Origin of the sequence: Cloacibacterium sp. (assembly GCF_047601505.1) — a bacterium.
Classification (GTDB): domain Bacteria; phylum Bacteroidota; class Bacteroidia; order Flavobacteriales; family Weeksellaceae; genus Cloacibacterium.
Genome location: NZ_JASGJD010000001.1, coordinates 3169235 through 3184970, shown reverse-complemented (window position 1 = coordinate 3184970; position 15736 = coordinate 3169235). Strand labels below are relative to the sequence as shown.

At 32.0% G+C, this 15736-nt stretch carries 12 protein-coding genes; 4 read left to right on the top strand and 8 right to left on the bottom strand.

The features are described from left to right. Positions 1 to 66 precede the first annotated feature (66 nt). Positions 67 to 708 (top strand): 4'-phosphopantetheinyl transferase superfamily protein, encoded by a 642-nt coding sequence (locus QM746_RS14375; RefSeq protein ID WP_414984852.1) that lies wholly within the window; start codon positions 67 to 69, stop codon positions 706 to 708. Here the strand turns inward: QM746_RS14375 and QM746_RS14370 are convergent. From QM746_RS14370 to porU, 4 genes are all read right to left on the bottom strand, one after another. Beyond that, on the bottom strand, positions 705 to 2936 hold the full coding sequence (locus tag QM746_RS14370) for an FUSC family membrane protein (RefSeq protein WP_414984851.1): 2232 nt from the start codon (positions 2934 to 2936) through the stop codon (positions 705 to 707). The genes QM746_RS14375 and QM746_RS14370 overlap by 4 nt on opposite strands. Positions 2937 to 3017: 81 nt before the next feature. Beyond that, a complete protein-coding gene (locus QM746_RS14365) occupies positions 3018 to 3341 on the bottom strand; it encodes a YegP family protein (protein ID WP_374363973.1) in 324 nt (107 codons plus the stop codon). 43 nt (positions 3342 to 3384) lie between these two features. Next, on the bottom strand, positions 3385 to 4515 hold the full coding sequence (gene porV, locus QM746_RS14360) for a type IX secretion system outer membrane channel protein PorV (RefSeq protein WP_414984850.1): 1131 nt from the start codon (positions 4513 to 4515) through the stop codon (positions 3385 to 3387). Positions 4516 to 4534: 19 nt separating this feature from the next. Next, complete coding sequence (gene porU / locus QM746_RS14355) at positions 4535 to 8464, bottom strand: type IX secretion system sortase PorU (protein WP_414984849.1); 3930 nt, start codon at positions 8462 to 8464, stop codon at positions 4535 to 4537. A 162-nt stretch (positions 8465 to 8626) separates the two neighbouring features. Here porU and gldJ point away from each other — a divergent pair, with 162 nt between their 5' ends. Both gldJ and QM746_RS14345 read left to right on the top strand, forming a co-directional pair. Further along, positions 8627 to 10243: a gliding motility lipoprotein GldJ gene (gene gldJ, locus QM746_RS14350; protein ID WP_414984848.1), complete on the top strand. Its 1617-nt coding sequence runs from the start codon at positions 8627 to 8629 to the stop codon at positions 10241 to 10243. A 63-nt stretch (positions 10244 to 10306) separates the two neighbouring features. Further along, positions 10307 to 11581, top strand: coding sequence for a UDP-N-acetylmuramoyl-tripeptide--D-alanyl-D-alanine ligase (locus QM746_RS14345; protein WP_414984847.1), 1275 nt, complete (start codon positions 10307 to 10309; stop codon positions 11579 to 11581). 88 nt (positions 11582 to 11669) lie between these two features. Here the strand turns inward: QM746_RS14345 and QM746_RS14340 are convergent, their stop codons facing one another. After that, complete coding sequence (locus QM746_RS14340) at positions 11670 to 12281, bottom strand: NUDIX hydrolase (protein ID WP_414984846.1); 612 nt, start codon at positions 12279 to 12281, stop codon at positions 11670 to 11672. Positions 12282 to 12317: 36 nt separating this feature from the next. On the opposite strand from QM746_RS14340, the gene QM746_RS14335 reads away from it, so the two are divergent. Continuing rightward, a complete protein-coding gene (locus QM746_RS14335; RefSeq protein WP_374363967.1) occupies positions 12318 to 12707 on the top strand; it encodes an SRPBCC domain-containing protein in 390 nt (129 codons plus the stop codon). 49 nt (positions 12708 to 12756) lie between these two features. On the opposite strand, the gene QM746_RS14330 is transcribed toward QM746_RS14335, so the two are convergent. The 3 genes from QM746_RS14330 to QM746_RS14320 are packed head-to-tail and all read right to left on the bottom strand — an operon-like array spanning position 12757 to position 15682. Then, positions 12757 to 13806 carry an anhydro-N-acetylmuramic acid kinase gene (locus QM746_RS14330; protein WP_414984845.1) on the bottom strand — a complete coding sequence of 350 codons (1050 nt, stop codon included), beginning with the start codon at positions 13804 to 13806 and terminating at the stop codon, positions 12757 to 12759. Beyond that, positions 13806 to 14399, bottom strand: a complete 594-nt coding sequence (gene lptC / locus QM746_RS14325) for an LPS export ABC transporter periplasmic protein LptC (RefSeq protein WP_414984844.1) — start codon at positions 14397 to 14399, stop codon at positions 13806 to 13808. Before lptC ends, QM746_RS14330 begins: the two co-directional genes overlap by 1 nt. Continuing rightward, positions 14399 to 15682, bottom strand: coding sequence for a hypothetical protein (locus QM746_RS14320; protein WP_414984843.1), 1284 nt, complete (start codon positions 15680 to 15682; stop codon positions 14399 to 14401). The genes lptC and QM746_RS14320 overlap by 1 nt, the downstream gene beginning before the upstream one ends. Positions 15683 to 15736 lie beyond the last annotated feature (54 nt).

Below are 15736 nucleotides of genomic sequence, written 5' to 3'. Positions count from 1 at the left end.
GTTTTTTTTAGAAAAAAATCCAAAAAACTTTTGCAAATTTACAATCTAATTTCTTATTGACAAAATATGCCATTTTACAAGGATTATTCTGATGAAAATGCTACCATTCTTTATTGGAAATACAGCGAAGAAGATCATTTTGAAATAGATGAATTGATAGAACCAGAAAATCTGGAAAAAGCTAAAGATTATCATCCTAAAAAATTGATTGAACATCTAATGGTAAGGAAATTATTAAAAATGGTGCTTCCAGACCGAAGAATTCTTTACAAAACGGCTGGCGAACCTTATCTTTGGCCACCTGCAGCGCAAATTTCTATTACGCATTCTTTTCCGTTTGCTGCTCTTGCTATTTCCGAAAATAGAATAGGAATAGATTTAGAAAAAGCGAATGATAAAATTTTGAGAATTAAGCAAAAATTTCTTCATCCAAATGAAATAAAATGGACTGAAAATAAAGAAAACGAGGTAGAGCTACTTACCATTATTTGGGTAATTAAAGAAAGTTTGTATAAGGTTCACCTTTCTAAATATTGGTCTCTGAAAGATTATTACGAGGTTTCTCCTTTTGATGTGAATAACTTAGGCGAAGTAAAGTGCAGAGTTTTTGATGATTTTTTTAGTCACGAATTTACAGCCAGAGTAAGCAAAGTAGAAGATTTTTATTTTGCCATTGTAGAAGAAAAGAGAGATTTTGCGGAAGATTAATTTATTATTTTTTTTGCAATTTTTCTTTGTTCTCTTGCTTCGTTGTAAATAAGTTCTAGCAACTCTTTTATATTTTTGAGTTCGGTAAGATGGCTAATTACTTTTGGGTCTCTTCTGTCTAAAAACTCTTCTTCTTTTATTTCTTTTTTCCTTTTTTCTAGAAGTTCATCTACTAAATCTTCGGTAATAAAAGTGGTTTTTTCTGTATTTTTTTCTATTTTTTCGTTTTCTAAAATAGATTTTGCAGCAATTAATTCGGCGTTGATTTTGTTTTTCCAACCAGCGAAATCTATGGCTTCGTAGGTTTCATCTTTTTGCGCATACTGAGAAAGAGACGCAACATAAGCCGTAAAAAGGTGAGAAGTGGTAGTAAAAAGGTGTATGTTTTCTAAGTTTTTTTGCTGATCCTTAGGGTCTGATAACATTTTTTGAAAATTATCTGATAGGTTTGCCAAAGAAATAATGGCATTTTTTCGGCTCATTTTATAATCTTGCAACGAAATGTTTTTCAAACTGATAGAATCTACTATAGTGTTGAAATATTTACGGTTATCATTAAGGTATTTTAAGATTAAATTTTTATTTTTTTGATGTTCCCAAACAGGTAAAACCAAATAAGAAACCAAGAATACAATAACACCAGCAATTGCCGTATCTTTTAATCTTTCGGATAAAATATCCATAAAATTACCAGGTTTCACAAAGTTGAAAATTAGGAAAATATAAATGGTCATAAAAACCACTGCCCAAGCATATTTGTCTTTTAAAAAACTAAATGTAAGGGTAAGAGAAACCAAGAAGATAATGAGTAATGCAATTGGATTTGATATAAAATGAATGATTAAAAATCCTATAACTCCACCTCCTAAAGTACCATAAATTCTAAGAATATTTCTACGTTTTGTGATGCTATAAGCGGGTTTCATTATTGCTAAAATGGTAATGAGAATCCAGTACACTTTATTAATTCCCAAAATGCTAATTTTGGAAAGAGCATAGCCAATAAGCATGGCAACGGTAATTCTGATGGCGTGTCTAAAGTGGTTAGATTTTAATGAAAAGTTGTTAATAAAAACTTTATGATTAAGTTTTTCGTCTTTGGTTACAAATTTTTCTAAGTCTAATCCTGTAGAAAGACTTTTTACCAATTTAATATCTTGAGCTCTAATTTTATAAATGGTTTGTATTTCTTCTGAAATTTCTGTAATTCTGAGCAATATTTGTCTCAAAATCATAAAATTTTCTAAGGTTTCTGCATTCATTTCTTTGTTTCGGAGTTCGAAGAAATCTTCGTGCAGTTGATGTAATTCATCACTAATATTGATGATGGGAGAGGTTTTTAATCTACCTTGAATAGAAATTCCAATGTTGACGAGTTCGTTTGAAAGTTTGTTGAGGTAAACGTTTATTTTTTCTAAAATTTCTTTGTCTCCAAAAGATTGTTGCAACTTTTTATAATCGCTGGTAGAAAGGATAAGCATCTCGTGAAGATCAAAACTATTAAGAAAAAGCTGCATCAATAATCTACTGGTAGATGTAGATTCTTTTACCATTTGTCTGGTTTTGAAGACTACTTCTCTTGTGGCTTCTTGATGTTCTTTAATTCTTACTTCTAACCCGAAAATTTGTTTGTAAACGCCTTCAAAATCTGGATTTTTTAGGTAAAACTGAGATTTTAATCTTAAATATTTTCCTAGTTCTATATAGTTTTCTCCAATCATTTGTTCTGCCAATTTATAAGGCTTGAGAACGGTAACCAGTAAAAAAACAATAAAAAACCAAGCGGCTCCCATGCTAAAGATTAATGCATTTCTTATTGCGCTGTGGCTACCAGGCGCTCCATCTATAAAAATTGCAAAGACAATTAGAGTAAGAGAACCTACAACGTCTAGTCTTTTACCATAAATGCCTAGCATGGTGAAAAATATCCCAAAAATGATGATTTCTAGGAATATAAGAACTGGAAAATCTTTAAGTAAACCAGCAATTAAGCCTATAAAAAAATAGAAAAATAATGCTAAAATAAGTGAATTACGCCTTCTGTAGAAAGGTCCAGTCATATCTGTAAGTGCCAGAAAAATTGTACCCAAAGGGAACAAGAAAAATTGTTTCAGAACTCCTAAATATGCCAAAATAATACTAGGAATTACTACTGCTAAGGCAATTCTAATCCCAGAATGGATGTATTGGCTGGTAACAAATTTCTTAAGTTCTGAGGTATAATTCATATTGCAAAGTTATGCATAAGGATTGTAATTAAAAAAACCACTGAAAGAAAATCAGTGGTTTGAAATATTATTTTAAGAAAATTATTCTTCTACTATTTCTGCATCTGGTGCATTTTTCTTAACAGATTCTATTCCGTTTTCTCTGGCTGCAGTAGATTCGTATAGTTCGCTAGTTCCTATTACTTGTCCGTTTGTAGCTTTTAGATTAAACATTGGTTTGCCATTAGTAGATTCTTTTCTTTCGTATCTGGCATCTTCTGGTGCGTTTTTCTTTACAGATTCTATACCATTTTGGCAAGCAGCTTTGGTAGTGTAAACTTCACTTGTTAAAATTACTTGTCCGTTTCCAGCCTTTAAATCAAATTTAATGCCTGTAGCAGTGGTTTTGATGACGAATTTTCCCATTTTGTTGATTATTTATGTGTTAATCAAATATATAGAAAAGTTTTTAATAATCATCATTATTGTAAGATTCTTCGCCAATATTCCAAGTAAGACCAAATCTTAAGGTGTTGTCTAGCGCTGAATTTACTTTAGAAGTATTAATTAAATAAGATAAATCTAATCCAAAAGATTGATAATTAAGCCCCAAACCAACCGTTGCAAATTGGCGACCACCTTGCTGCGGACTCTCATGGAAATAACCTGTTCTAATAGCGAATGCATTGTCATAAGAATATTCTAACGAACCACTAAACATGAGGCTTTTTTCGTTTTTAAAAGATTTTCCAATGCCTGAAATTACTCCTACGTTTGGTACTATGCCACTTTCATCAGGCCCAGGAACAAGAAGTTTAGAAACTTCTGCGGTAAAACCAACTTTGTTGGCATCATCTAAAAATAAATCATAACCAGCACCAACTCTCATAGAAGTAGGAAGGTAAGAACGAGATTCTTCGTCTCCAGTATAATCTAATCTTGGTCCTAAATTTTGTACTGCCCAACCTGCTCTTACTCTTCCTTCATAATCTCCGAAACTCTGGTGTTTTGGTGTTTGTAAAAATCCCGAAACATCTACAGCAAAAGAATTGGCAGGTTTTAAAGTAGATTCAGATGCAAAACTGCCAAAGTCTGATCTTATAAATCTTCCTGTCACAGCCATAGAGTAGGAGTCTGAAAGTTTTAGTGCATAAGAAACATCCAATGAAAATTCATTTGGAGTTATGGTTCCGTTGTCGTATGGAAGACCTGCTCTTAATTCTGTAAGTTGTACTTGTCCCATATTAAAATAATATAAACTTACTCCTAAAGAAGAACGGCCTTCTTCTCCTAAAGCTGTGTTAAAAGCTCCGTACAAAAGAAAAACATCGTTGGTTAATTTACTCATGTATGGAGTATAGTTTACGGCTACAGAAGACGTATTTCTGCTAAAAGGGTATTTAGAAGCGTTCCAAAATTGCGAAAAAGCATCTGCTGAAGTAGCTACACCTTGGTCTCCCAAACCACCAGATCTTGCGTCTGGAGATATTCTTAGAAATGGAGCTCCTGTTAGCACGGGTCTTATATCTCCTACCTGTGCATAACTTAAAATTCCTAATCCTAAACTTAAACCAAGGGCTAACTTTTTAGTTACATTCATGTTATTGTTTATTATTGTATTATTTCAAAATTACTAATTTTTCTACCAGAGAAGCTGTGCCTTTGCATTTTTCCTGGTTTTGACTTTTTACAAGAACTTTATAAATATAAGTTCCTTTTCCAACTGGTGAACCAAAATCGTCGTTTCCGTCCCATTCTATTGCGGTTCTGCTGGTTCTGTATCCTTCTAAAAATGGGTCAGAAGTAATACTTGTGCTAATAGTTCTTACCAATTTACCTGTAATGGTAAATATTTGAACATTTACATCTAAAATATCATCACAATTGTGTTCGAATTGGATAAATGTTTTATTGGTAAAAGGATTGGGCCAATTTAGTAATTTTTTAATTACCAGATTTTCGGCATTTGGGTCTTTTACTATAAAGTTTAACGTTTGAGTTGTCGAATTATTATTGATGTCCCAAACTTTAAATGTTAATTGGTGTTCACCTGCAGCTAAATTCTGGAATGGATACAGCACAGAGCCCTTTTGATAATCTAAAAACGACGAATTAATACATCCATTTCCCGAACCAGGAGAGTAGAAATCATTCAAAACAGTTGTGTTTACTACTTCGCCGTCAAGAATTACAGTAATGTCGTGCCCAATTCCCGAACCAGTAGAATTGATGCCGGTGTTATCGGTAACGCAAGCCAATAAATTCGGGTTTGTATTGGCAATTCCTCCATCTACAAAGTTGGTATTGTTAAGATAAAGTTGAACTTTTGGAGCTTCATTATCGTTAATTCCATTAGGGTTAATATCTCCTATTTTTTGAGTTTTATTATTGAAAACATCAAATACATTATTATCTGCATACGCTAAAATTCTTCCGTTTCCAACAGTGTAATTAATATCTTTTGGCATATAAAATTCTACTGTAAAAGTGCCATTGGTAACTGTTCCAGAAGATTTTACAATTGGGCTGCCTTCTTCTGTGTAGCTTAAAACGGGAGTAAGGTTTCCGTCATTGTTTAATGTTTTCTTGTTAAGTCTTTTATCAAAAATGTTAATTACTACTTTTCCATTAAATGTATTGTCTACAGTACCACCAGAATTATTGACATGACCCGTAATTTTTACAAAATCTAAAGCTCTTAATTGTCCGCTAACAGGAGATTCAATATTATCAATAACTACTAAATTTTTTGGTCTGCTGAGTTTTAAAGCAGGGTCTCCTAATAAATTTACTTTTAGGTGATTAGAATCTGTTCCGTATTCTCTTTTTGCTGCTAAAAATGCATCTCCAATAGGTAGGAAATCATTATTGTAAAGTTTAAATAAATTGGTAGTGAAAGTGTTAGAAAATAATCTTCCGTACACTGTTGCAATGGCTCTACTAGAAGTAATCATTGCATTAGCTCCTCCTTGAGATAATTTTATCATTTGCTCTCCAGCAGAAGTGGTATTATGGTCGTCCCAAAGAGCAAATTCGCAAGTAATTGTACTTACAAAAGGAAATCTAACATAAGCATTGTTAAAGTTATTGAAAGCTATAATTTCTTGCAATGTAAGAACTCTTTCTTGCGCCCAACCGCTAATTCCTCCATGCCCGAAATAAGAAAGATATAAACTATTGCTCATTGCATTAGTGATGCCTTGGTTTACTTGAGTAAATCTTTGTCCGCCTGCTGTACTTTGTGCAGGAAAAGCATCTAAGTATAATTTTTTGATGTTGTATTCTGGTTTGTCTGTGCTTCCTTCAAAATTATTTGCTATAACAAGATTTATTACATCATGAAAAGCACCTCTCATATAAGGATTTGTGCTGGTATCAACTTTACTATCGTTGTCATCATCTGCTACAAAATTCATTTTCATTCTCCAATCTCCAAAAGGAGTTGCTTGTCCAGAATTTGCATTATAGTAAGAAAGGGTTTTATCTACTAATACTTTAGCTTCTTGGGTGCTTTGTGCAGGTAATCTTCCTACGGGTAAATTTGGGAAAATTGCATAAACGTAAGACGAATTCTGTGGAGCCGTCATTGTTATATAATCATCAGAAACGAAGGAAGCTTCAAAATTTTCGCTAAAATCACTTTCATAGCTTGGGATGTTATTGGTGTTAGTAGTTGTCTTGTTTCTGAAATCAAAAGTGGTATCTCCTAATATCAAAACATATTTCAGTGTTCCTGTAGGTGTGTTAAGTTTAGTTACAAAATCTCTAAGAGCTGTTAAATCTTGTCCTCCAGAGCTGTATTCGTTGTACACTTTTCTTACATCTACTACTTCTGCCTTGTAATTTTTATTATTTCTGTAATAATTTGCAATTCTTTCTGCTTGCGAGCTGAAATCTTTTGTTGTAAGGATTAAATAATCAATGTTTTGCAACGATGCTAAGTCTTGATTTTCTGTTTTTTCTACAAAATTTGGTTCGTATGCAGCATCACTTTTAAAGGCAACAAATTCGTTGTTGAAATAATTGCTATCTGCCATATATCCGAAACTAAATTGGCTTCCAGATGCTTTATTGGTAACTTTTTTGGCATTTGTAATGTCTGAAACGTTCCAGATTTGCTCTAATCCGGTTGTGTTATCCATCGTAAAACCATAATTAGAACCTGTTCCTTCAAAGATATCATAAGCTCTAAAATTCATTTGAGAATTATTGAACTTAAGGTCTTGCTTATACTGAACTTCTACATAATCCAAATTGTAAGTAACCAAAGGATTGCTTCCTGTTGGCGAAAAATCGAATTTTAAACTGTTTCCAGCAATGTTTTGTACATCTGTTTGCAGAGCTATTTCTCTTATTTTTGTATCTAAAGTATTGGTTACGGTATAATTTCCGAGGTTTTGTCCGTTTAGATTATATGCAATTTTGTCGTTATTCGCATTTTGAACATATACCGAAATTTTTAATTTTAATTCATCTGTTGCTAAGATAGGTGTATTAGTAGTAAATGTTACAGATTTATCTGTGTTGAAAGGTTCTCCTACCCAAAGTCTTCCAATGTTTAGAAAGTTTTTTTTTTCTTCGTTTAAGAACTGATAATCGTCGTATCTTGTGAAGATGTCAGCACTATTACTTGGTAAATCTACATCAGAAGTTGCTACTCTTTTTCCTGCACCTTTATCAAAATTAATAAAATAATAAGCGTAATCTTCATAAATATTTACGTAATTCTGACTGATATGAGAAATTCTGGTGTCTTGCCTCTTGTTTCCATTGCCATTATAATTGTCAAAAAGATTATAACCATTTGGACCTTGAGCGTAGAAAAGAGCATAATCTCCATCATCCCATTTCCCGTCGTCTTCTCCCACTACTTGTATGGCGTTTTCTTGAAGCGCCGCATATCTGAAATCTTGGTTATATTCAGGTAACATTAAACCTCCGTTTCCATAAATTCTGAAATTTTTAGGGTTTATATTTGACGGGTTAATTCCGTTGTCTCTTAAAAATTTGGTTGTAATTTTGAAAACCCCCGATTTACTCACTTTAATTTTATAGAAAGTTCCCGATTTTAGAGGATTTTCGGTGTCTCCAATAGAAGTGCTGGTTGCAGATGCTCTTTTTGTAGAAGTAGTTTTCTTTGCAATGTCGAATGAAACAAGTCTATAAACAGCTTTAGAATCTTTTTTAAATGCTGATACAACAATATTACTTAAGAATAAATCTTCTACAGGTTGATTAGAAGTATTAATTTCTGCTATCTCTTTTTCTGGAATATAGTCTGAATTCAATTCAAATAAATCTTTCGAATTCACTTTCTCCCAAACAAGATTTTTTATTTCGAGTTGCCTAAATTCTTTGTCTTTTTGTGTAAATGTATAAAACGGACTGCCATTGATTATAGAATAATTACCATTTTTAAAAAAAGGCAGATTCTTTTGGTAGGTGCCGTAATCAAAAACTTTATTGTTATCCCATTCAATTATAGTCTTTTGCGAAAAAACATTAATGAAACAAAAAATAAATAAAATAAAAAGTCTATGTGTTTTCATAATTTGTATTGAGCTACAAAATAAACGAAAAAAATAAAATTTTCATATTAAACAATAAAATTTATTCTACAGCGTTAAGAAAATCATAAAAAGTTAATAATAGAATTTTGTTAGGTAAAATAAATTATTTTTCTTTGTAGCTTGAAATTATTTTAATTAATTATGAAAAAACTAAAGTTTATCTCATTACTTTCTTTAGCAGTCGCTCTTATTTTAATAAGTTGTGGAGGAAATGGAGGTAAGGTTAAAAGTGGAGGCGGGTCCAAAAACAAACTTGGCATGAATGGATGGAAAACTAACGACCCGAAAGGTTGGTTTTTCACCGGGAAGCAACAAAAACCAAAAGGTTGGCCAAATATGGTTTATGTAGAAGGAGGTACTTTTACAATGGGATTGGTAAAGGATGATGTAATGCACGATTGGAATAACACACCTAGAAGAATGCAGGTGAGTTCTTTCTTTATTGGTGAAGCAGAAATTACTAATGCAGATTACCGTTCTTATGTAACTTGGTTAAAATTTGTATTCCCACCATCAGACCCTAGTTATAAAAATATTTATAACGGTGCTTTACCAGATACTTTAGTTTGGAATAATAAATTATCTAGAAACGATTATGCTGAGACATATTTCCGTTCGCCAGAGTATGATTATTATCCTGTAGTAGGTGTTTCTTGGCAACAAGCATCAAGATATTGCGATTGGCTTACAGACAGAGCTAATGAGTCTGAATTAATGAAACAAGGGGTAATTAATAAAGATTATTATGCAAATGATACCAATAACCAAGGTGCAAATGCATTTAATTTAGATAAATATAAAGCAAACGACCCAGAGCTAGAAAGCTACGTAAATAAACAAAGATTACAACAAAAATCTGGTATCAGAACTTCTAATGCCAGAATACAAGCAGCAAACAGAAATGCAACTGCTGGTTTAGTTACCAAATTCCGTCTTCCTACAGAAGTAGAATGGGAATATGCAGCTCTTGGTGTTCAAAAAAATAGAAATTACAATGCTATTTTAGGCAAAGATCCTGAAATTGAAAAATTAAGAGGCAAAAAAGGAAGCCAAAAAGGAATGTACCTAGAAAACTTCAAACAAGGTAGAGGAGATTATTCTGGAGTTGGCGGTTGGAATAACGATGGTTCTCCTACAACTGCTGATGTTAGAAAATATCCGTCTAACGATTTAGGAATATATGGTATGTATGGCAATGTAGCTGAATGGACTGCAGATGTTTACAGACCACTTATTGATGATGAAGCTAGTGATTTCAATTATTATAGAGGTAATATGCCACAACAAACTGCTAGAAATGCAGATGGAACTTACAAAAAAGTGGATGCTAAAGATATGAAATTTGATAGATTAGCAGACGGAAGAGAAGTTTATAAGAGATTACCAGGAAGCTACGACAGAAATACAGTAGCAGACCAAAGAAATTACAGAGATGGTGATTTTATGTCTTCATTAGAAGCCGGTTATGGTAAAGAAGCAGATAGTGCGGCTACTGATTATAGCATTTATAACTCTCCAAAAAGCCAATTTATTGTAGATGAAAAAGGAAGAGTTATTTTACAGAAAGATAACAAAAATAGAACTACTAGAGTTTCTAATACAGTAAGAGTAGTAAAAGGTGGTTCTTGGTTGGATACTTCATATTGGTTAGACCCAGGACAAAGAAGATACAGAGACGAGTCTAAATCTTTTGGTTGGGTAGGTTTCCGTGTAGCTCAAGATGCTAAAGACGGAGGAACCAAAAGAACAAAAAGATAATTAATTTTGTAAATATTTCACAATCCTTTCCTTTTTTGGAAAGGATTTTTTTATTTTTGAATTATGAATATTATTGATTTTTATAAACTTTATTTAAACTCAAATAAAGTAACAATAGATAGCCGAAAAATAGAAGAAAACGATATTTTCTTTGCTTTTTCAGGAGAAAATTTTAACGCAGCAACTCTCGCCGAAGATGCCATACAAAAAGGTGCTTTGGCAGTAATTGTAGAAGATAAAAATTTTGAAAATACTGCTAAAAATATTTTTTATGTAGAATCTACTTTGGTATTTCTACAAGAATTGGCAAAATATCATAGAGATCAGCTTAATATTCCTATTATTGCACTTACAGGAAGCAATGGTAAAACTACCACAAAAGAGCTCATACACGCAGTACTTTCGCAGAAATTTAATGTGCAATACACCTTTGGTAATCTTAATAATCATATTGGCGTTCCGCTTACCATACTTTCGATAAAACCAGAACACGAAATGGCTGTTGTAGAAATGGGTGCTAATCATCAAAAAGAAATAGAATTGCTTTGTTCTATCGCAAAACCTAATTTTGGGTACATTACTAATTTTGGCAAGGCTCATCTTGAAGGTTTTGGCGGAGTAGAAGGCGTTATAAAAGGAAAATCTGAATTATACGATTATTTAAAATCTCACGACCAATTTATTCTCATTAACGAAAATGATAAAATTCAAGTAGAAAAAACCGAAGGTTATGATTTGATAATTCCTTTTGGTAGAAGAGATTCTGAGTTTTATTTTGAGAAAATTGTAGAAAACAATTGCGTAGGATTGCTTTACAAAGAAGTAGAAGCTCTTTCTAATCTTACCGGTGAGTATAATTTTACCAATTTATGTGCTGCAGCTAGTTTAGGCTTATATTTTGGTTTAGAATTTTCTTTAATTAAAAAAGCAATTGAAGAATATACACCTACCAATATGCGTTCTCAAATTGTAAAAAAAGGAGATAAAACTTTGGTTTTAGATACTTACAATGCCAACCCAAGTTCTATGAAGGTTTCTTTAGAAAATTTCAACCAATTTGCGGGTTCTAAAACTATTATTATTGGAGATATGCTAGAATTGGGAGAAGAAAGTGCGGCAGAACATTCTCAAATTTTAAATTTAGCTCAATCTTTAAATTTCGACCAAATAATTACTGTTGGTCCTAATTTTAAAAATGCCGAAGCGGATGTTACTTCTTTTCTTACAACAGATGATTTAATAGAATTTCTTAAAGAAAACAATTTAGATTCTCAGAATATTTTATTGAAAGCTTCGCGAGGTATTGCACTAGAAAAAGCTTTAGAATTTATAAAATAGTAGAATATCAATTTACAAAAGTCTTCGACTACGCTCAGACTGACAATTAAGGATTCGATTTGTCACACTGAGCGTAGTCGAAGTGTTTTTATATAGATAAAGATTCTTCCAGAATAAGTTTTATATTATTGAAGGTATTTGGAAAGACCTTCTCTCTAATTTCTTCAGCGTTAATCCATTCTACTTTTGTAATTCCTTCTTCAATTTGAGGTTTAGGAATTTCGTTTCCAATATATTGCATTTTAAACCAGTGCGTTCCTTTCAGAATTTTTACTTCTTTTCCGTCTCTTTTTTCCTTATAAATATGGAAAGTAGTGTTTACAAATTTTTCTAAAACCAATTCTTGTAAACCTGTTTCTTCTTCCACTTCTCTTAGCGCAGCTTCGTCTAGTTTTTCGTTTGGTTCTAGCTTTCCTTTTGGTAGATCCCATCTGCCAAGTCTGTAGATGAAAAGAATTTTTTCTTCTTTGTTCTTTACGATGCCTCCAGCTGCTTCAATTTTCTTAAACATGGTAGAGAATTCTTCCCAAATTTCAGTGGGGTTTTCTCCATAGATGTTAATCTCTGGTGTAGAAGTATTTTCGAGTAAATCTACAGCAATTTCTAATGAAGTAAGTCCTTCAAATCTTATGTTCTTCTCAGCATTTGTTAGAGAATTAGTGATGCTTAATTTTTTTTCGTTGATAAAAACTTTATACATTTGTAGGACAATTAATTTTTACAAAAATATTAAAAAATGAATTTAGAAGGAAGAAAAATTATCGTAAATAAATCTTCGAAAGAACTTTTTGAAATGCTTAAAAAACCTGAAGATTACAAAAACCTAATGCCTGATAGTTTAACAAGTTTTGAACACAGAGAAGATGGTTTTAAATTTGGTTTGAAAGGGATGCCAGAAGTTGCACTTAAAATAGCTGAATTAGAAGAAGATAAAAAAGTGGTTTTGAAATCTGCTAGTTCTTCTCTAGATTTTTCTCTTACGGGCAATATCAATCCAATTAGTGATAGCCAAACCGAAGTTCAGTTGCTTTTTGATGGAAATTTTAATCCTTTTATCAAAATGATGGTTGAAAAACCTTTGCAAAATTTCATCAATACTCTTACAGATAAGATTGAACAACTATAAGAAGTACGAAGTATAAATACAAAGTTTCGGATAATTTCTGGAACTTTTTTTATGCAATAATGCCAGAGCTGTGATTCTCGTAACTTCCTGTAGCTGAAGATAGTACGTTTGTTTCGTTATTCATTCTCAAAACACCCATGAAAGCAAAAATAAGAGCTTCTTTGTAATCGATAATCGTTTTTTCTGGGATGATAATTTCTGTAGAAGTTTTAGATTTTATTTTTTCAATTAAATAAGAATGATACGTTCCGCCACCAGTAATCAAAACATTTTTTAGTTTGAATTGATTGAGCGTGTTAGCGATTTGTATTGCGCTATGCTCTGTGAAAGTTGCCAATAAATCTTCGGTGCTTTGTTTTTCAAATTTACTTGAAACGTTTTCCAAAACCCATTCAATTCCTAGAGATTTGGGGAAATCTTGTCGGTAAAATTTCAAATTATTAAGTTCATTAAGCAATTCCGAATCTATTTTCCCAAGTCTGGCAATTTTGCCGTCTTCGTCATATTTTTGTCCTCTTTTTTGAGCTAAACTATTCAAAACAATGTTTACAGGACAAATATCAAAAGCAATTCTTTTTCCTTCAATTCTCATTGAAATATTAGAAAATCCGCCCAAATTAAGGCAAGCGTCATATTGTTGAAACAGCAATTCGTCACCAATTGGAACTAATGGAGCGCCGTTTCCGCCCATTAAAACGTCTTGCATTCTGAAATCATAAATTACAGGAATTTTGGTAATGAGTTTTATTGCTCTTCCATCACCAATTTGTAAAGTGAATTTTTTTTGTGGCTGATGAAAAACCGTATGCCCATGAGAAGCGATTAAATCTATGTTTTTTATCTGATTTTTAGAGATGAATTCGTTTACTTTTTCTCCGAGATAAAAACCATAATCGCTGTTGAGTTCAGCAATGTCTTCTGCAGAAAGATGTATGCTATTTTTTAGTTTTTCTTCCCAAAATTTAGGATATTTTACAGTTTCTGCATGTAGAATTTCGAAATTCCAGTGTTGTTTTTTTTCGAATTTTACATAACAAATGTCCAAACCATCGAGGCTGGTTCCAGACATAAGACCAATTGCTAAAAAATTATTTTCCATTAATTTTTTACATCGGGCATTTTCTTCACATTAAAATCTCCGGAATTGTTGTAGAAAACATATTCTGTGAAATCGTCTTTGGCTTTCATACCGTTTGCTGCAACAAATATAGAACCGTCTTTATCTGTGATAAATACAGTGTCTTTGGTGTACATTTTACGGTTGGCTTTGTCCCAGTAGATAGATTCCATCACAAAAGTTTGTCCTTCGTTATTAATAACTTTTACATGTCCTTTTGCTTCATAGAATTGTTTTTTTTCTATGATTTTTGCATATTTTGCCCAAAGTTTACCAGGAACATTTGGTTTTTTAGAATCGTAAAATTCTAGATATAAACCTTTTCTAATTTCAACATAAGGGGTATCTACAAATTCGTATTCTTCTAATAAAGGAGCTTTAAATCTCACTTTTACTTGCCCAGAATCTCGCTTGATGATGTTGGCGTTGTAGATAATTCTTGAAGGGAAGTTTTTCTTTTTGTTTTGATTGGCTTTTGTAATATCTTCCTCGCAAGAGGTTAAAGAAAAAAATATAGCCAAACCTAAAAAGGCGACTATATTTTTATAAATTTTATATGTGATTTTTTTAGACATTAATAATATTCATTTTTTCTGAACCATTTATCAGAGAAGTTAATTCCGACCTTAAAATTAACAAAATTTTGTAAAATGAGATTATTTTGTAGCGTTCCTTTTCTACCAAATTCAATTCCTAAATCTAATCCGCTCATATTCACTACGTTTGATTTTTGAAATGGAAGGGTAGCTCCTACAGTTAAACCGTATTGATTGATGTTTTTACCATTAATATTTAAGTTTCCTTTTTCATAGAAAACACCATATCTATAAACAACTCTATTAAAATAGTTTCTGAAATCGTTATAATTTGGCAAATACCAACCACCGGCAGCTAATCTGTAAGAATCTTTATATACAAATGGAGTTCCTAAGAAATCTGTTGTGCTTCCTTTTTTATAATCTATTTGTGTAGAAACAAACCATTTTGCATCGTGACCATAACCAAGACCTAAAGATGCCTCTACAGGAATTAAGTTTTTGTCTGCACTCGTTTTCTTTTCTATTTCTGTATAGTTATCTTTTACTTCGCCTGCATAATAATAGGTACTGTTAACATAAGTAGTATTAAGGTTTCCTGTAGTACCAAAAGTATAAGTTGCTCCTACTGTAAGTCTTCTGTCGTTTTTAAGTTTTTTCTGATATGTAGAACCTAATGTAAAGTTGAAGCTTTTTATTTTTGTTGACGTTTCAAAACCATTTATTAATGCAGCATTAGAAAATGCTAATTCTTCAATGTCTGAAAGTTTTCCGAAATAGAAATTACTTCTAATACCTAGTGCAAATGTTGGTGTAATGTTATAACCAAATGCAGCCTGAACAGTATTTAAAGTTCCTAAACCTTGAAAATGATTGGCTTTAATAATAGTGCTTGTTCCGTCTGCTATTTCTTCTCTTGTGATGATGTCATATTTTTTAGAACTATAAGGTTGGTAGCCAAAACCAAACTTTAATTTTTTAGAAATAGGAAAAGCAATTGAAATATTAGATAAATAAGTAGAACGTTTGGTAACATCCATATTATTATAATCAGTCTTGAAGAATTGGTTTTCGTTTGTAGCTTGCACTCTAAGAGAAGTTAATTCTAAATTAGCATTAGCTGCAGGATTTTTAAAATTAAAACTATTATTGAAATCCCAGATGTAAGCGGTATTTATTCCTCCCATTGCACTGGTTTCTACAGAATTGTCGTATTTTACTTCTCCTATCCCGAATGTAGCGTAAGGAGAATTTCCCATACTTTGAGCGTTTAATCCGAATCCAAGTGCTATTAAAGGTAAAAGAAAAATTCTTTTTCTCATTATTTTTAAATATTAATGCGCAAATATCTTAATTATTAATGAAACGTGAAAGCG